Origin of the sequence: Streptomyces canus, from assembly GCF_030816965.1 — a bacterium.
In the GTDB taxonomy this organism is placed as follows: domain Bacteria; phylum Actinomycetota; class Actinomycetes; order Streptomycetales; family Streptomycetaceae; genus Streptomyces; species Streptomyces canus_E.
In genome coordinates, this window is sequence record NZ_JAUSYQ010000002.1 from 9513158 (window position 1) to 9529223 (window position 16066).

The 16066-nt window shown below is 71.2% G+C and carries 18 protein-coding genes; 12 read left to right on the forward strand and 6 right to left on the reverse strand.

Annotated elements, in window-relative coordinates; genetic code table 11:
- Positions 1–33: 33 nt before the first annotated feature.
- On the reverse strand, positions 34–597 hold the full coding sequence (locus tag QF027_RS44405; protein ID WP_306973195.1) for a VanZ family protein: 564 nt from the start codon (positions 595–597) through the stop codon (positions 34–36).
- Positions 598–812: 215 nt separating this feature from the next.
- Between QF027_RS44405 and QF027_RS44410 the strand changes: the two genes are divergently transcribed.
- From QF027_RS44410 to QF027_RS44435, 6 genes are read left to right on the forward strand one after another with little or no spacing between them, the layout of a single operon-like run.
- Positions 813–995, forward strand: coding sequence for a hypothetical protein (locus tag QF027_RS44410; protein WP_306973194.1), 183 nt, complete (start codon positions 813–815; stop codon positions 993–995).
- Complete coding sequence (locus QF027_RS44415; RefSeq protein WP_307081161.1) at positions 992–1444, forward strand: monovalent cation/H+ antiporter complex subunit F; 453 nt, start codon at positions 992–994, stop codon at positions 1442–1444. Before QF027_RS44410 ends, QF027_RS44415 begins: the two co-directional genes overlap by 4 nt.
- Complete coding sequence (locus QF027_RS44420) at positions 1437–1697, forward strand: hydrogenase subunit MbhD domain-containing protein (protein WP_306973192.1); 261 nt, start codon at positions 1437–1439, stop codon at positions 1695–1697. The genes QF027_RS44415 and QF027_RS44420 overlap by 8 nt, the downstream gene beginning before the upstream one ends.
- Positions 1694–2437, forward strand: a complete 744-nt coding sequence (locus tag QF027_RS44425; protein WP_306973191.1) for an MnhB domain-containing protein — start codon at positions 1694–1696, stop codon at positions 2435–2437. Before QF027_RS44420 ends, QF027_RS44425 begins: the two co-directional genes overlap by 4 nt.
- A complete protein-coding gene (locus QF027_RS44430) occupies positions 2437–2784 on the forward strand; it encodes a sodium:proton antiporter (RefSeq protein WP_062040132.1) in 348 nt (115 codons plus the stop codon). The genes QF027_RS44425 and QF027_RS44430 overlap by 1 nt, the downstream gene beginning before the upstream one ends.
- A complete protein-coding gene (locus QF027_RS44435) occupies positions 2784–4544 on the forward strand; it encodes a complex I subunit 5 family protein (protein ID WP_307081163.1) in 1761 nt (586 codons plus the stop codon). The genes QF027_RS44430 and QF027_RS44435 overlap by 1 nt, the downstream gene beginning before the upstream one ends.
- On the opposite strand, the gene QF027_RS44440 is transcribed toward QF027_RS44435, so the two are convergent.
- On the reverse strand, positions 4545–5207 hold the full coding sequence (locus QF027_RS44440) for a DUF4230 domain-containing protein (RefSeq protein WP_307081165.1): 663 nt from the start codon (positions 5205–5207) through the stop codon (positions 4545–4547).
- A gap of 151 nt (positions 5208–5358) precedes the next feature.
- Here QF027_RS44440 and QF027_RS44445 point away from each other — a divergent pair, with 151 nt between their 5' ends.
- Positions 5359–6552, forward strand: a complete 1194-nt coding sequence (locus tag QF027_RS44445; RefSeq protein WP_306973188.1) for a cytochrome P450 — start codon at positions 5359–5361, stop codon at positions 6550–6552.
- Between the two features lie 6 nt (positions 6553–6558).
- Here the strand turns inward: QF027_RS44445 and otr(A) are convergent, their stop codons facing one another.
- Complete coding sequence (gene otr(A) / locus QF027_RS44450) at positions 6559–8406, reverse strand: tetracycline resistance ribosomal protection protein Otr(A) (RefSeq protein WP_307081167.1); 1848 nt, start codon at positions 8404–8406, stop codon at positions 6559–6561.
- 220 nt (positions 8407–8626) lie between these two features.
- Here otr(A) and QF027_RS44455 point away from each other — a divergent pair, with 220 nt between their 5' ends.
- Positions 8627–9580 carry a ribose-phosphate diphosphokinase gene (locus QF027_RS44455; RefSeq protein ID WP_307081169.1) on the forward strand — a complete coding sequence of 318 codons (954 nt, stop codon included), beginning with the start codon at positions 8627–8629 and terminating at the stop codon, positions 9578–9580.
- A 7-nt stretch (positions 9581–9587) separates the two neighbouring features.
- Here the strand turns inward: QF027_RS44455 and QF027_RS44460 are convergent, their stop codons facing one another.
- Together QF027_RS44460 and QF027_RS44465 are read right to left on the reverse strand one after the other, a co-directional pair.
- On the reverse strand, positions 9588–10019 hold the full coding sequence (locus QF027_RS44460; RefSeq protein WP_307081171.1) for an anti-sigma factor antagonist: 432 nt from the start codon (positions 10017–10019) through the stop codon (positions 9588–9590).
- Between the two features lie 118 nt (positions 10020–10137).
- Positions 10138–10575 (reverse strand): MarR family winged helix-turn-helix transcriptional regulator, encoded by a 438-nt coding sequence (locus tag QF027_RS44465; RefSeq protein ID WP_057612947.1) that lies wholly within the window; start codon positions 10573–10575, stop codon positions 10138–10140.
- Positions 10576–10678: 103 nt separating this feature from the next.
- On the opposite strand from QF027_RS44465, the gene QF027_RS44470 reads away from it, so the two are divergent.
- On the forward strand, positions 10679–12133 hold the full coding sequence (locus tag QF027_RS44470; protein WP_307081173.1) for an aldehyde dehydrogenase family protein: 1455 nt from the start codon (positions 10679–10681) through the stop codon (positions 12131–12133).
- Between the two features lie 42 nt (positions 12134–12175).
- Positions 12176–13282: an NAD(P)-dependent alcohol dehydrogenase gene (locus tag QF027_RS44475; RefSeq protein ID WP_306973183.1), complete on the forward strand. Its 1107-nt coding sequence runs from the start codon at positions 12176–12178 to the stop codon at positions 13280–13282.
- A 4-nt stretch (positions 13283–13286) separates the two neighbouring features.
- Here the strand turns inward: QF027_RS44475 and QF027_RS44480 are convergent, their stop codons facing one another.
- Entirely contained in the window at positions 13287–14072 is a 786-nt protein-coding gene (locus tag QF027_RS44480; RefSeq protein WP_307081175.1) for an NADP-dependent oxidoreductase, read from the reverse strand.
- A gap of 164 nt (positions 14073–14236) precedes the next feature.
- Here QF027_RS44480 and QF027_RS44485 point away from each other — a divergent pair, with 164 nt between their 5' ends.
- Together QF027_RS44485 and QF027_RS44490 are read left to right on the forward strand one after the other, a co-directional pair.
- Positions 14237–15163, forward strand: coding sequence for a GlxA family transcriptional regulator (locus QF027_RS44485; RefSeq protein ID WP_307081177.1), 927 nt, complete (start codon positions 14237–14239; stop codon positions 15161–15163).
- Positions 15164–15224: 61 nt separating this feature from the next.
- The gene (locus tag QF027_RS44490; RefSeq protein ID WP_307081179.1) at positions 15225–16064 is read left to right on the forward strand and encodes a hypothetical protein; all 840 of its coding nucleotides are present in this window, start codon (positions 15225–15227) and stop codon (positions 16062–16064) included.
- Positions 16065–16066 lie beyond the last annotated feature (2 nt).

Sequence of the window (16066 nt, forward strand, 5' to 3'; positions counted from 1 at the left end):
GTACGGACCAGGAGTTGAGCCAGGAGGGATTCCTCAGGCCTTCTTCGCCGGCTTGACGGTCGGCCTCTTGTGCACCGCCCGGCTCAGCCGCCGCCCCAGCAGCAGATAGCCGATCAGAGCGCCGGCCGTGTTGAGGATGACGTCGTCGATGTCGAACGCCCGCCCCTCCACCAGCGCTCCCTGCGCGAACTCGACGAGCAGCATCACCACGGCCGTCAGCAGCAGGATCCGCAGCAGCCCACGGGTCTTGGGAGCCACGATCGGCACCAGGATCCCGAACGGCACGCCCAGCAGGATGTTCCCGCCGATCTGCTTGACGGCATCCCGCATCTCGGGCTGGTCCATATACGCCTTGAGGGAGGCGCCGGGATGCAGGTTGGTGTGGGTCAGGTCCACCGACGCGGGCGAGGGCTCCAGGGTCAGCCGGGCCAGGACGACGGCGAACGCCACCATGAACGCGAAGGCGAACACCATCGCCACGAAACGGACGACGAGGGAGAGCGGATCGCGCCGCGGGCGGGCGGGCTTCGCCGCGCGCTCGGTCTTGGCGGTGCCGGTGTCCGACCCCGCTCGCGAACGTGAGGGCGCCCAGGCCATGAAGTCCTCCACTCTCAACTTCCCCGTGTCGTGAGGCGATTACCCCTGAACGGCCCGAGAATGCCGCCGCGCCCCGACGGGTTCCCGGTTTCCCTTCGTACGGTCGGGGCACTCCGGGCTGAGTACCGCGCGCGTCGCCACCGCACGCCCTCGGGCCGGTGTTTGGATGGCGCGCGACGGACCTTTCCCAGGCCGCGGTTGCGAGGAGGTGGCGCATGAACGGGCGTACGACACTCCTCACCACGGCCGAACTCCTCGGCTGGTGGGCCGCGCTCGCCGTCCTCTGGCTCGTGTTCATCAGCACCGTGGACACCCTGGAACTCGTGGTCGGCGCGGGCGCAGCCTGTCTCGGCGCACTCGCCGCCCGGGCCGCCCGACGGGCGGTGACGGGCCGGTGAACGGCTGGATCCTCACGGCGGCCGTCACCCTCGGCGGGGGAGTGGGCGCCACCGTGTGGGGCGTCGCGACCGGGCCGCTCAGGCGCCGGGTCGTGGCACAGAACCTGTGCACCGCGTTCGCCTGCCCCGCCCTCCTGCTGCTCTCCCAGGGCTACGACCGTCCCTCCTACGTCGATCTCGCTCTGGTCCTGGCCCTGCTGGGCCCGGTCGGCACGCTCGTCTTCGCCAGGCTGCTCGCCGACGAACTGGCCGAGGACCCGCCGAGCGCCTGGGGCCTGACCTACGCGGCCGCCGCGCTCGGCGCGGTGGTCGTACCCACGCTGTGCGTGGCCGTCGGGCCGAGCCGGGCCATGGCCAAGCTCCTGGTCGTCGGCGTCCTGCTGATCGGCGGAAACGTCGTCGCCTCACATGCCCTGTCCGGCGGGTTCCCGGAGGTCCGACGTGGCTGACGCGGTGATCGTCGTCGCACTGCTGCTGGTCGCCGTCTCCGCGACGGCGGCGGTGGCCGTCCGCGACCCCGTGCGCCAGGCCCTCGTGCTGTCCGTGCTCGGCGTGGTCCTCGCGGTCCTGTTCACCGTGCTCCAGGCACCCGACGTGGCCCTGTCACAGCTGGCGGTCGGCTCCGCCCTCACCCCGCTGCTGCTCCTGCTCGCGGTCCACACGGTGAAGCGGCGCGGGCGGAAGGAAGGACGCCACCGGTGAGCCGACGCGTCCGACTGTGGCTCCTTGCGGTGGGCGGCGCGGGCCTGGCGACCCTCTTCGTGGCCGCCGCCCTCGACCTGCCCGCCTTCGGCGGTGACCGCCACCCCTACGGCGACCGTGCCGTCCACGCCTCCCTGGCCCGGCACACCGCCAACGTCATCGCCTCCGTCAACTTCGACCAGCGCGCCTTCGACACTCTCGGCGAGATGACCATCCTCTTCGCGGCCGTCATCGGCTGCGTGATCCTGCTGCGGCAGACCCGCGACGAACACCGCGACCGCCCCGCTGCCCCCGAGAAGGTGGCCCGCCCGGTCCGCCGCCACGCCCTCCTCGTCCTCCCCGTCGCCCTGCTCACCGGCCTCTACGTGATCGCACACGGCCAGCTCAGCCCCGGCGGCGGCTTCCAGGGCGGGGTCGTCGCCGCGACCTCCCTGCACCTGCTCTACCTGGGTGCCGACTACCGGGCCCTGGAACGTGTCCGGCCGGTCGGCCTGTACGAGACCGGCGACGCGATCGCGACCTCCGCCTACGTCGTCACCGGGCTCGCCGGACTCATCGGCGGTACGGCCTTCCTCGCCAACACCGTGCTGCCGTACGGCACCTTCAACACGTTGTCCTCCGGCGGCACCGTCCCCCTGCTGAACGCGGCCGTCGGCATGGAGGTCGCCTGCGCGGTCGTCGTCCTGCTCGCCCGCTTCCTGGACCAGGCCGTCGAGATCGAGGAGGGGAACGGGAAGTGATGGATGTCTTTCCCTATCTGGTGGCCGGATGGGTCTTCCTGGCCGGCTGCTACGGCCTCGCCACCAGCCGCAACCTGATCCACGCCGTCGGCTGCCTGTCCGTGTGCCAGGCCGGCACCTACGTCCTGCTGCTGACGGTCGGCTACCGCGACGGCGCCACCGCCCCCGTCTTCTCCGACCTGAAACCCGGCTCCCGCCCGGTCGTCGACCCGGTCGTGCAGGCCCTGACGCTGACCGATGTCGTCGTGGGCGCCACGGTCACCGCCCTGCTGCTCGCCCTCGTCGTGCAGATCTCCAAACGGCACGGCACCGTCGACCCCGACGAACTCTCCGAGCTGCGCGGCTGATGGACGATTCGCTGCCCCTGCTGGTGGCCGTACCGCTGCTCGGCGCCGCCCTGCTGGTCGCCGGCGGCCGCCTGGTGCCCCGGCCCGTCGCCGAGACCGTCGGCTGCGCGGTCTCCGCGGGCACGGCTGCCCTCGCCCTCGTCCTCCTGCTGAACTGCTCCCCGCCCTTCCTGGAGTGGGCCGGCGGTTGGACACCCGTGGACGGACAGAGCGTCGGCATCGTCCTGACCGGGGACGGCCCCGGCCTCGGCATGGCCGCGCTCGCCTCCCTGCTCACCCTGGCGGCACTGGCGTACTCCTGGCACTACTTCGACGAACCGCCGCGCGGCCATGCCGGTTCCTTCCCCGCGCTCCTGCTGCTCTTCCAGGGCGGCATGTGCGGGTTCGCGATCGCGGGTGACCTGTTCAACGCGTTCGTGTGGTTCGAGCTGATGAGTGTCGTGGCGTACGCCCTCACCGGGCACCGGGTCGAGGAGGCCAGGGCCGTGCAGGGCGCGCTGACCTTCGCGGTCGTCACCTCGCTCGGCGCCTACGCCATGCTCATGGGCATCGGGCTGCTGTACGCGCGCACCGGCGAACTCGGCATGCACCGGATCGGGCGCGGGCTGGACGCGCACGGACGCCCCGACGCCCTGGTCCTCGCCGCGTTCGTCCTGGTCATGACCGGACTGCTGGTCAAGGCGGCCGCCGTCCCCTTCCACTTCTGGCTGCCCGACGCGCACGCCGTAGCCCCCACCCCGGTGTGCATGCTGCTGTCGGGTGTCATGGTCGAACTCGGCGCCTTCGGCGTCTGGCGCGTCTACGGCACGGTCTTCTCCGGACCCGGCGGCGTCCCGGCCCCCGAGTTCGAGCGGGCCCTCGTGGCGCTGGGCGCGCTGACGGCCGTGATCGGCGCCGTGATGTGCTGGTACCAGCGGCACATCAAACGGCTCCTGGCGTACTCGACGGTCGCCCACACCGGGCTCTTCCTCATCGGCATCGGCGTTCTCAAGCCCGAGGCCGACGACGGGATCGCCCTGTACGTCCTCGGCCACGCCGGAGTGAAGGCGGCGCTGTTCGCGTGCACCGGCATCCTCCTCGACCGGTACGGCAGCGTCGACGAGCACGCCCTGCACGGCAGGGCCCGCGAACTGAAGGGCGTCGCCGTGCTGTTCGTCCTGGGAGCCCTCGGCCTGGCGGGCCTGCCGCCGTTCGGCACGGCACTCGGCAAGTCGGTGACGGAGGAGGCCGTGGGAGGCCCGCTCACGGTGCTGTACGTGGCGGCGAGCGCGGTGACCGCCGCGGCCGTGCTGCGGGTCGCCGCCCGGGTGTTCGGCGGCCTGGGCCCCAGGCCCGAGGTCGGTTCGGGGTACGAGACCACCGGCTCCGGTGAGCGGCCCGAGACCCGTCACCGGCTCAGCCGGGTCCCGGACACCATGACGGCGGTGCCTGCCGTACTGCTCGCCGGAGCCGTGACCGTCGGCGTGGCCCCCGGTTTCGCGAAGGTGGTCGCGCACTCCGTGAACGAGACCGGGTCCGCGGGGGTGTTCACCTCCGTCCACTGGACCCCGGACGGGGTCCTGCTGGGCCTGGTCTCGACCGTGCTGGCCGGTGTCCTCGCCTTCCTCGCCGTCATGCGCCCGAAGCCGTTCGCCGCACCGGAGCGGGCGCTGCCGCTACGGCGTCTGCAGTCCGGGCACGTCGGCGACTATGTGGCATGGGTGCTGGTGGGCACCACCGTGCTCGGCGCCCTCACCCTGCCGGGCATGCTCGGCGGCTGATCAGCTGCCGTAGGTGACCTCGACCTTCTTGAAGCCGAGCGAGTTCAGCAGTCCCTTGAGCATGTTGGTGGTGTTGGTCTCGGCCCGTTTGGTCAGCTCGCTCTCCTTCGCCGCCTCGGTGATGTGCTTCACCGCGAGCTTCTGCACAGCCTGTTCGCTGTTCGGGTTGTCGGAGAAGAAGTCACCGAGCCGGTCGAGCAGACCGCGTTGCTTGGAGACCGCGTAGGAGCGGTCGGCGTCCAGCGTGGCCTTGCCGAGCTGCGCGTGCGGCAGGTGGAGGGTGGCGGCCGTGCGGTCCTCGTTGACCGTCACGTCGTTCTTGGCGACCTTGCCGAGGTCGACGTAGGCGTCGACGGCGCCCGCCCCGACATACAGGGTGCGGGAGCCGCGGATCGCGTCGGGCAGGTACTTGGTGTCCTTCTCCAGGTCCACGACGACCTGGAAATTGCCGGAGGCGGCGTCGTAACGGCTGATGTCCTGGATGGACTCCAGAAGTGCGGGACCCGAACGGTCGTGGGTCTCCGTGCCGAACAGGTCCTTGAGGCCAGGAAGCACACTGAACCGGATCCCGGCGAAGAACACCACGAGCACCACCACGACGGCGGTGAGTATCTTCGCCCAGCCGGGCATGCGCCTGGACACGCGCCTGATGGGAGTCGTCATGCGACGGCCCTCCTTCCTACTGCACGGATGCCCAGGGATGACCCCCAAAAGCCCTGCCGGACCGTCTTGTTGGCCGATTGGGACACTGACGGGACACGGCGGGGCGCACTAGCGTGGGGAACTCTGCGTACCGGCCTGTCTGGAGACCCGGATGAGCACAGACAGCACGTCCCGCACCCTTCGTCCCATGCACCGCATCCCCCTGCCCGAGAACGGCCCGCCCCGGCTCACCACCCTGGCCACCGGCACCCCGGTGTGGCTCGTGACCCGCTACGCCGACGTGCGTCAGGTGCTCATGGACCCCCGCTTCAACAGGAAGTCCCTCAGGGACGCGGACGCCCCGCCGCTTCTCGTCGTACCGAACCTGCTGGACTCCCCGGACGGCCTCCTCAACCAGGACGGCCCGCCCCACCAACTGCTGCGGGGCACGGTCCAGCGGGCCTTCACCCCACGCGCGATCGCCCGCTGGCGGCCCTGGACCGCCTCCGTGGTGGAGACCCTCCTCGACGACCTCGCGGGGCAGCCGCAACCCGCCGACATCGTCGAGGGGTTCACCCGCCGGCTGCCGGTGTCGGTGATCTCCCGGCTGATGGGCCTGGAACACGCCGACTGGGAGCGCATCCGGGACTGGGCCGACCACGCCCTGTCCGGAGGTGCGCACAGTGCCGAGGAAGTCGGCGCGGCCATGCGGGAGTTCGGTCAGTTCTGCGCGGAGCTGGTCGCCGAGCGGCGCAAGGAGCCGGGCGACGATCTGGTGAGCGCCCTGGTCGTCGCCGGGGACGGCCTCGGGATCGAGGAGCCCCGACTGGTCGTCCTGGTCCTGGGCCTGGTCGTCGCCGGACACGAGACGACGATGACCGCCCTCGGCAACATCGTCGTCCACCTCCTCACCGACGGCCGGCAGGCCTGGCCGGGCCTCGCCGAGAGCCAGGAAGCGGCCGAGGCCGCGGTCGAACAACTCCTGCGCACGATCCCGTTGAGCGAGGGCAGGGTGCTGCCCGGGCTGATCCGCCGGGCCGTGGAGGAGGTCGAGGTCGGCGGGGTGACGATTCCCGCCGGTGCGGTGGTCGCCGTCCAGACCAACGCGGCGAACAGGGACCCCGACGTCTTCCCGCAGACCGACGAGACCGATCTGTTCGCCCCTCTCACGACCCCGAGCGTGGTCTTCGGTGCCGGTCCCCACCACTGCCTGGGCGCATGGCTGGCCCGCCTGGAGCTGGGGCTGGCCCTGCATCGGCTGGCGGTCCGGTTCCCGGGACTGCGGGCCGAGTTCACGCCGGAGACGATCGAGTGGCGGGAGGGACAGATGACACGGGGGCCGCTGCGGTTGCCGGTGTCCTGGTGAGTACTCCTAGTGAGGCTTGAGCTCCCGGTCGCCCGCGGGCCTGGACCACCACACCCCTTCACCGCGCGTGAGACCGGGCAGTCGGAGTTCGATCTCGCGCACCCTCCGGGCCGGGAGCTCCCCGGTGATCAGCCATGCGGTGGAGCCGCCGGTCGTGCCCGTGAACTCGGCCCCCGCCGAGGCGAGTTGCGCGGTCACCGGGGCCAGCGCGTCGAGGGGGACCTCCGCCTCGAACGCGTGGTACGGCTCGAACAGTCGCGTCCCGGCCTGCTCCAGAGCCCGGCGCAGCACGATCGGCGTGAGCCCCCGGAAGTCGGCGGCCGTACTGAGCGGCCCGACAAAACCGGAACGGACGAGGACGACCCGGTAGTCCGTCACGGTCGCCCCCGTCAGCCCGGTCCGCATGCTCGCGTGGACCGTCTCCTCGATGGCCTGGTGGAACGCCCGGGGGAGTGCGCCGAGTTCCGTCTCGTACGCGAACCCCCCGCCGGAGCCCCGCTCGCCCGGCTCGACCCGCAGTCCGATCGTCGCCCAGTAGCGGGTCCCGAGATGCCATGGATTCTCTTCGCCCGCTACCCCGGTGCCGCGCGGTCGCTCCAGATACCGGACCCGGGCCGGCTCGAAGTCCGCCTCGACGCCGAAGTCCTGGGCGAGGGTCGCCGCGAGCACCTCCATCTGGACCTCGCCGTACAGGAGCAGTGTGGTGGCGCCCCCGGTCGTGGGACGGGCGTGGATCAGCGGGTCCTGGTCGGTGAGGGTCAGCAGCGCCGAGCGCAGCCGAGCCGCCTGTTCGGGGTGACGGGCGGTGACCAGAGTTTCCAGGGTCGGGGGCGCGAACTGCGGTGCGCGCTCGGTGAGTTCGCCGAGCCGGTCGCCCACGCGAAGGCCCGAGGAGAAGGTCAGCGCCGCGATGTTCCCCGCGGTCAGCGGCCCGGCGAGACGGGTGACCCGCCCGGACACCCGGCTGGTCGTCCCGTCGGCCTCGCGCCTGAGGAGGGTGAGGCGCTGCCGTTCGGTCACCTCACCGCCGTAGAGCCGCAGATACGCGGTGCGCTCGCCGCCGGGTCCGGGCCGCACTGCGAACACCGTCCCGCGCGGATCACCCGCGCATGTCGCGGGAGGGCGGGGGATCAGTCGGATCATCCCCTCGACCAGTTCGGGGATGCCCTGGCCGCCGAGGGCGGAGCCGAAGAACACCGGGTGGAAGGAGCCGTCGGCGGTGCGGGCGGCAAGGGCTTTGTCGAGGTCTTCCGGGGTGGGCGCGGGGCCGTCCACGACCGCGGTGAGGATGTCCGGGTCCACATCGGCGAGAGCCTCGGCCAGTCGCCGGTCGTCTTTCACGAGGACCTTCACGTGGGCGTCGGACGTGCCGATGCCCGCCACCTGCGTCAGCGGGGCGACGTGCGGCGTCAGCCGGCGCCGGATGTCGGCGAGCAGGCCCTCGGCGCGGGCGCCCGCCCGGTCGATCTTGTTGACGAAGACCAGGGTGGGCAGCCGCAGTCTGCGCAGGGTCCGCATCAGTACCCGGGTCTGCGCCTGCACGCCCTCCACGGCGGACAGCAGCAGCACCGCGCCGTCGAGTACCTCCAGGGCGCGCTCGACCTCGGCGATGAAGTCGGAGTGGCCCGGGGTGTCGATGAGGTTGATCCGGGTGTCGCCGACGGTGAAGGAGGCGACCGCTGAGCGGATGGTGATGCCGCGCTGCCGCTCGATCGTGCCGTCGTCCGTGCGGGTGTCACCGGTGTCGACGCTGCCGAGCCGGTCGATCGCGCCGTGGTCGAACAGCAGGCGCTCGGTGAGGCTGGTCTTACCGGCGTCGACGTGGGCCAGAATGCCGATGTTCAGGGTGTGCATACGGGGTCGAGTCCTCGGAAGCCGTGGGCCGAAGGGGGCACTGGGTGACTTCGAGGAGTCGGCGCATGCGGGGCATCCTGACGTGAGAGGGCTCGGACATCGCCATGATGTCGCCCCGCCGCAGGGGGACCGCAACCGAATATCGGCTGCCGGGCGGCCGGTGGGCGAGCCCAGTAGCATGAGCGCGGCAGCCCGAGATGATCATCCTAGGAGCAGGTCCGTGCGAGACATCGCCGTGTTCAGCGGTAGCGCCCACCCCGAGCTGGCGGCCGAGGTCTGCGCGCATCTCGGTGTGCCGCTCAGCCCTACCCGGGTCAGCCGGTTCGCCAACGACTGCCTGGAGGTGCAGCTCCAGGCGAACTGCCGGGAGCGGGATGTCTTCCTCATCCAGCCGCTGGTCAGGCCGGTCCAGGAGCATCTGGTGGAGCTGCTGCTGATGTGCGACGCGGCACGCGGTGCCTCGGCGCGCCGGATCACCGTCGTCATGCCGCACTACTCCTACGCCCGCTCCGACAAGAAGGACGAGCCCCGCATCTCCCTCGGCGGGCGGCTCGTCGCCGACCTGATGGTGTCGGCAGGAGCGAGCCGTGTCCTCGCCATGACCCTGCACTCCCCGCAGGTGCACGGCTTCTTCTCGGTGCCCGTCGACCACCTGCACGCCCTGCGCGAGCTGGCCGCGCACTTCCGGCGGTACGACCTCTCCCGCACCACCGTCGTCTCCCCGGACCTCGGCAACGCCAAGGAGGCGGCCGCCTTCGCCCGGTTGATCGGCGCCCAGGTGGCCGCGGGCGCCAAGCAGCGGTTCGCCGACGACCGGGTCAGCATCAGCGACGTCATCGGCGAGGTCGCCGGACGGGACGTCATCGTGCTGGACGACGAGATCGCCAAGGGCAGCACGGTCCTGGAACTGCTCGACAGACTGAGGGAGTTGGGTCCGCGCTCCATCCGGGTCGCGTGCACGCACGGCCTGTTCGCGGACGGTGCCCTCAAGAGGATCGGCGAGCAGCCCGACGTACTGGAGATCGTGTGCACCAACACCGTGCCGGTCCCCGACGAGGAGCGCACCGACAAGCTGCGGATCCTGTCCATCGCCCCCGCGCTCGCCGAGGCCGTACGGCGCATTCACAACGGTGAGTCCGTCAGCGCCCTGTTCGACGCGCCCCGGAGCGAATAGCGCACGGTCATAACGTCTCGGACGTGGCCTCGGGCTGGCCCAGGGCCGCGTCCAGCGACGGCAGCGGGGGCAGCAGCCGGGCCAGGCCGGTCACCCGGATGACCCGCAGGGTGAGCGGATGTGTGCAGACCAGGAGCAGCCTGCCGTTGTTGTCGAGCACCCGCGAACGGGCCCGGTACAGCAGCCGAAGGCCGGAGCAGTCGAAGAACTCCACGGCACTGAGGTCGATGACCAGCCGTGCGCCGGGACGCCCCGTGACGCGGTCCAGGTGGGGGAGGAGCTCCACGGCCGCGGCGATGTCGATCTCCCCGCGGAACTCCAGCACCGTGTGACCGCGGTCCTGGTGGACGCGCAGATGCCGGGACAGCGGTGCGGATTCCTGCTGCACGACGACATCGCCTCCAACCGGCTCCACAGGCGGCATGGGGTGCGTGCACATCCGTTCCCCGCCCTGCAAGTTACCCTCGATGGAGTGAATTTGAGCATGTTCGATTGACATATGTCTGCGAATTGCGGCCGTCAGTTCGCAACGGGTTCACGCGGGGCTCGCGCCCGGCTCACGACAGGGCGTGCCAGGCTCTGGTCAGCGCTTGACGGAACTGCTCGGTCTGGTGCGCGGTGAGGTCCCGCACCATCCGCTCCTCCAGCTCCCGTACGGGGCCCTCGTGCTGTGCGAGCAGCGCGCGCCCCTCCTCGGTCAGCAGGATCAGCAGTTCGCGGCGGTTCTTCGGGTTGCGCTCCCGGCGCACCAGTCCGCGGGTCTCGAGGGAACGCACGAGATCGGCGATCGACTGGGCGGTGACGAACGAGTCCCGGGCCAGTTGAGCCGCCGACAGTCCGTCGTGCCGTTCGAGGACCGTGAGGGCCGTGTACTGCAGAGCGGTGATCCCGGACGGCCTGACCAGCTCGTCCAGATGGGAACGGACGACGAGTTCCACCTGTTTCACCATGTAGAGGAGCGACGGGGGCGCCTTGGTCACCTGTGTGTCGAGCATGGGTTCAGGCTAGACCATTGACAGGAAACCTGTCTGTAATGAGACTGCGAACCAACAGGAATCCTGTTTGTTGAAATCTTGGCGACGAAGCTGAGGAGCCGCGATGTCCCCCATCGAGATCGAACCCGGACGGCTGTTTGTGGGCGGCCAGTGGCGTGAGGCCGCCGACGGCGCACGCACCGAGGTGGTCGACCCGTCCCGGGGCGCGGTCGTCACCACCGTCGCCGAGGCCGGAGCCGCCGACGTGGACGCGGCCGTCCGCTCCGCCCGGGAGGCCTTCGACGGCGGCGCCTGGTCCGGACTCAGCGGTCGTGAGCGGGGCCGGATCCTGCACCGGGTCGCCGAGCTGATCCGCGAGAACGCCGACGAACTCGCCCAGCTGGAGAGCCTGGACGTCGGCAAGCCGATCTCGCTGTGCCACGCCGTGGACGTGACCAACGCGGCCAACGACTACGAACACTTCGCGGCCCTCGCTCACTCCCTGGACGGCGCCGTCCGGAACACGCCCATGAACGCCCTCGCGTACACCAAGCGCGAGCCGCTCGGCGTGGTCGCCGCGATCACCCCGTTCAACTTCCCGCTGATCCTCGCCGGTTCCAAGATCGGCCCCGCGCTCGCCGCCGGCAACACGGTCGTGCACAAGCCGGCCGACGAGACCCCGCTCAGCGCCCTCTACATGGCCGGACTGTTCCAGCGGGCCGGCGTCCCGGACGGCGTCGTCAACGTGGTCACCGGCACCGGGCCGGTGGCCGGCGAGGCCCTGCTGCGCCACCGCGGGGTCGACAAGGTCGCCTTCACCGGCTCCACCGCGATCGGCCGGCACGTGGCGGCCACCGCGGGCGAGGCGCTCAAGCCCGTCACCATAGAGCTCGGCGGCAACGCGGCCAACATCGTCTTCGAGGACGCCGACCTGGAGAAGGCGGTCGGCGCGATCATCAAGGCGTTCGTCTTCAACACCGGCCAGTTCTGCATGGGCGGCCCGCGCCTGCTCGTGGCCCGCTCGGTCCACAGCACCCTGCTGGGCATCCTCGCCGACGCCGTGCCCGGCGTGCCGGTCGGCGACCCGCGCGACCCCGGGACCGTCGTCGGTCCTATGGCGGGGGAGAAGCACCTGAAGAAGGTCGAGGAGTACGTCGACCTGGCCCGCAAGGAGGGCGGCCGGATCGTCTGCGGCGGTGAGCGCCTCGACCTCGACGGCGGCTTCTACTACAAGCCCACCGTGATCGCCGACCTCTCCAACGACTCCCGGGTCGTGCAGGAGGAGATCTTCGGACCGGTGCTGACCGTGCAGCCCTTCGACACCGAGGACGAGGCCGTCGCCCTCGCCAACTCCACGCCGTACGGCCTGGCCTCGGGCGTCCAGACCACGAACCTCGCCCGCGCGCACCGGGTCGCCGACCGACTCCAGGCGGGCATCGTCTGGGTCAACGACTGGGCGATGCTCGACCCCGCGGTGCCGTTCGGCGGGGTCAAGGACTCCGGCTACGGCCGCGAGTACGGCCCCGAGGCGCTCGACGCCTACACCAGGGTCAAGTCCGTCGTCGTCTCGCTCGACTGAGCGCGCGCCCGAACACGCCCCAAGACAAAGGGAGTTCGCACGATGCCCACCACCACCCGCGCCGCCGTCGTCGAGTCCGGCGGAGCACCCTTCACCCTCTCCGACATCGAACTCGACGAGCCCGGACCGCACGAGGCGCTCGTCCGCATGGTCGCCACCGGTCTGTGCCACACCGACCTCGGGGTGGCGAGCGGCGGACTGCCCTTCCCGCTGCCCGGCGTCCTCGGACACGAGGGCGCGGGAGTCGTCGAGGCCGTCGGATCGGCCGTCACCGGCGTCGCCCCCGGCGACCACGTCGTACTGTCCTTCACCTCCTGCGGCGACTGCCGCAACTGCGACGGCGGCCACCCCGCCTACTGTGCCGCCTGGCTGCCGCTGAACCTCCTCGGCGGCCGCCGGGCCGACGGCACCAGCACCATCAGCCGCGACGGCGAGCCGCTCGGCGGGCACTTCTTCGGCCAGTCCTCGTTCGCCGAGCGTGCCCTGGTCGACGAGCGCAGCCTCGTCAAGGTCGACCAGGACGTGCCGCTGGAGTCCATCGCCCCGCTCGGCTGCGGAGTGCAGACCGGCGTCGGCGCCGTGTGGAACGTCCTGAAGCCGGTCACCGGTTCCACGATCGTCGTGCTCGGCGCCGGAGCGGTCGGCCTCTCCGCCGTCATGGCCGCCGCCCTCACCCCCGCCACGACGATCGTCGCTGTCGACCGGGTCGGCGAACGCCTCGCCTTGGCACGGGAGTTGGGCGCCACCCACACCGTCAACGCGGCCGAGGAGGACCTCGGCGAGACGCTCGCAGCCATCACCGGTGGTCAGGGCGCGGACGGCATCGTGGAGACCACGGGCAACGTCAACGTCCTGCGCCAGGGCGTCGACGCGCTCGGCGCGCGCGGCACGGTGGTCGTCGTGGGCGCACCGCCGTTCGGCACCGAGGTCTCCCTCGACGTCAACGGGCTCCTCGGCGGCAAGCGCGTCGTCGGCCTCACCCTCGGCGACGCCGAGACACAGAGCTTCATCCCCGCCCTGGTCCGTCTGGTGAAGGAGGGACGCCTCCCGCTGCACCGCCTGATCAGCACCTATCCGTTCGCGGACATCGACCAGGCGGTGCGGGACATGGGCGCGGGCAAGGCGATCAAGCCCGTGCTGACGTTCTGACGGGTCAACCGACCACCAGAACCAGCTTCCCCGTCGTACGGCCGGTGTCGCCCAGCGCATGCGCCTCGGCGGCATCGGCCAGCGGGAAGGTCCCCGCGATCGTGGCCCGCAGCTCGCCCTTCTCCACCAGCTCCACGATCGCGTTCATCCCGGCGCGGTCGGCGTCCACGAGCATCCGCACGGCCCTGACGCCCAGCCGCTCGGCCTCCTCGCCGAACTCGTCCGAGCCGACCGGCAGGATCGACACCACGATCCCGCCCGGCCGCAGCGAGCGCACGGAGGTCTCGCCGCCCAGCGTGTCCAGCACCACGTCGACGTCCCTCACCGCCTCGGTGAAGTCCGTGTCCCGGTAGTCGATCACCTCGTCCGCGCCGAGCTCGCGCAGGAAGTCGTGCTTGCCCGCGCTCGCGGTACCGATCACGTACGCGCCCCGCGCCTTGGCGATCTGCACGGCCACATGACCCACCCCACCGGCCGCCGCGTGGACCAGCACCCTCTGCCCCGGCCGGAGTTCCGCGTTCTCGACCAGCGCCTGCCACGCGGTCAGCGACACCAGCGGCAGCGCGCCGGCCTGCGTGTGGTCGATCGACGACGGCTTGTGCGTGAGGGCCCGCACCGGCGCGACGACGTACTCGGCGTGCGAACCATGACCCCACGGGTACGGCAGCATGCCGAACACCTCGTCACCGGGCGTGAAGGTGGCGACCCCGATGCCGACCGCCTGATCGGGTAAGCCGCACGCCGTGCGTTGCGAGAACCAAGCGCGTACACCGTGCTGATCGAGAGCCAAGACAGCACATGCACCTCCAAGCTTTGCCGTATCAAACCGGGCTGGTTTCAACCCGGCTGGTGTTGATCGTGGAAGACCTGTCGGGTCGCTGACCCGCAGGCAGCGTGAGCCAGGAATCCCCCTGCTTCAGCTGGGGGAGGATTCAAAGTGCTCATGGTCGTCCGGTGCTGGCCCTGGACGGCGTCTACCCCTTCGAGCTGGGCATCCCCAGCCGGATCCTCGGCGCCGCCGACGGCCGGTACGACGTGCTGACCTGTTCGGTCGACGGTCGATCGGTGCGCAGCAACGCCGACTTCACCATCGGCGTCGAGCACGGGCCGGGGATCCTGGCCACCGCCGACACCGTGGTGATCACCCCCGTCTCGCCGGAGCGGATGCCCGCCGAGCTCCCGGAGGAGGTGCGCGAGGCCCTCGCGTACGTCCGGCCCGACGCCCGGATCGTCTCCATCTGCACCGGCGCCTTCGTCCTCGCCGCGGCCGGTCTCCTGGACGGCCGCCGGGCGACCACCCACTGGCAGCTCGCCGGCCGCTTCCGGAGCATGTTCCCGCACATCGACCTCGACCCCGACGTGCTCTTCGTCGACGACGGCCGCATCCTCACCTCGGCCGGAGCCGCCTCCGGCGTGGACGTCTGCCTGCACCTCGTCCGCAAGGACCACGGCAGCGAACTCGCCAACGCCGTCGCGCGCCGCTGTGTGGTCCCGCCGTTCCGGGACGGCGGCCAGGCCCAGTACATCGAGCAGCCGGTCCCGGAACAGGGCGCCGCGAGTACCGCCGGGACCCGCGCCTGGGCGCTGGAGCGCCTCGACGAGTCCCTGACCCTGGCCGACCTCGCCGCCCACGCCCGGATGAGCCTGCGCACCTTCGCCCGCCGCTTCAACGACGAGGTGGGCATGAGCCCCGGCCGCTGGCTCATCCAGCAGCGCGTCGCCTGGGCCCGGCACCTCCTGGAGTCCAGCGACCTGGCTGTCGACCAGATCGCCGGCCGCGTCGGGTTCGCCACGGGCGCGTCCCTGCGACAGCACCTGCACGCGGCGATCGGGGTGTCACCGCAGGTGTACCGTCGCACGTTCCAGACGGCGGCGCGCTGAACGTTCCGGTGCCCCGCGGCGTCGAAGGATCATGAGAGCAGGCGGAGCAACGGGGGCCGGGATGCGCAAAGGGCTGACGGCGGTGCTGGGTGCGGTGCTGGTCATGGTGGTCGTGGGGTGTGACTCCGGGGACGACGTGGTCGTCGACGGTACGGTGCCGAGCGCGCCCTATGACGGACCACTGAATGTCCCCACGAAGGAACTGGACGAGCACACCCCGCAGGCGCTGCGGCTTGCCTCCGGGGCCGCGGGCCGAGCCCTGGAGTGCGCCGGGGAGATCTACAACGGCAACGGCCCCGACGGCTGGAGCAGGGACGACGGCGGGGACAGCCCGGAGGAAGGACTGAAGCTGTACTTCGGCCTGTTCGACCCGGGCGACCCCCGATCCGGCTACCGCGTCGAGCGCCGGGAGACGGACCGCGTGCTGTACTCCTACGACGTCGACGGGCGGACCAAAGTGGCGGTCGTGGTCGCCAAGGACCAGCAGGACAGGCCCGGTTGGGGCCCGGAGACCAGCGCGTCCTGCGATCCTTCCGAACTCCCGGCCGACTGGACCGACTCCCACGGCTACGAGATCTGGACCGGCCGCGTGGGCGAGCGGGTGCCCACCACCGAGGTGAGCAGCGGTCCCGGAGACGACCACTGCGGCTGGGGTGAGGTGCACTTCCTGGACCTCGGGGAACGGATGTACGCCCGCGACCCCGAGGGCCTGCTCGACTCCGGCACGCTCACCACGGCCTACGACGGCTCGGCCGGCATGCCGGCCGGCGCCCACGACACCGGATACCGGTACGAGGACCGGCAGTTGTGGCTGACCGACGACCGACGCACGGCGTACGTCCGCACAGCTGACGGCGTGGAGGCCTGGCCCCAGCTCAAGGAACACCTGGCCTGCATGTGATC

Bases quoted from the DNA above. Each gene is read 5' to 3' on its own strand.
- QF027_RS44490 (WP_307081179.1), top strand. From the start codon at position 15,225: ATGCGCAAAGGGCTGACGGCGGTGCTGGGTGCGGTGCTGGTCATGGTG.
- QF027_RS44460 (WP_307081171.1), bottom strand. From the start codon at position 10,019: ATGTGCACGCACCCCATGCCGCCTGTGGAGCCGGTTGGAGGCGATGTC.
- QF027_RS44435 (WP_307081163.1), top strand. From the start codon at position 2,784: ATGGACGATTCGCTGCCCCTGCTGGTGGCCGTACCGCTGCTCGGCGCC.
- QF027_RS44470 (WP_307081173.1), top strand. From the start codon at position 10,679: ATGTCCCCCATCGAGATCGAACCCGGACGGCTGTTTGTGGGCGGCCAG.
- QF027_RS44475 (WP_306973183.1), top strand. From the start codon at position 12,176: ATGCCCACCACCACCCGCGCCGCCGTCGTCGAGTCCGGCGGAGCACCC.
- QF027_RS44465 (WP_057612947.1), bottom strand. From the start codon at position 10,575: ATGCTCGACACACAGGTGACCAAGGCGCCCCCGTCGCTCCTCTACATG.
- QF027_RS44430 (WP_062040132.1), top strand. From the start codon at position 2,437: ATGGATGTCTTTCCCTATCTGGTGGCCGGATGGGTCTTCCTGGCCGGC.
- QF027_RS44440 (WP_307081165.1), bottom strand. From the start codon at position 5,207: ATGACGACTCCCATCAGGCGCGTGTCCAGGCGCATGCCCGGCTGGGCG.
- QF027_RS44410 (WP_306973194.1), top strand. From the start codon at position 813: ATGAACGGGCGTACGACACTCCTCACCACGGCCGAACTCCTCGGCTGG.
- QF027_RS44405 (WP_306973195.1), bottom strand. From the start codon at position 597: ATGGCCTGGGCGCCCTCACGTTCGCGAGCGGGGTCGGACACCGGCACC.
- QF027_RS44445 (WP_306973188.1), top strand. From the start codon at position 5,359: ATGAGCACAGACAGCACGTCCCGCACCCTTCGTCCCATGCACCGCATC.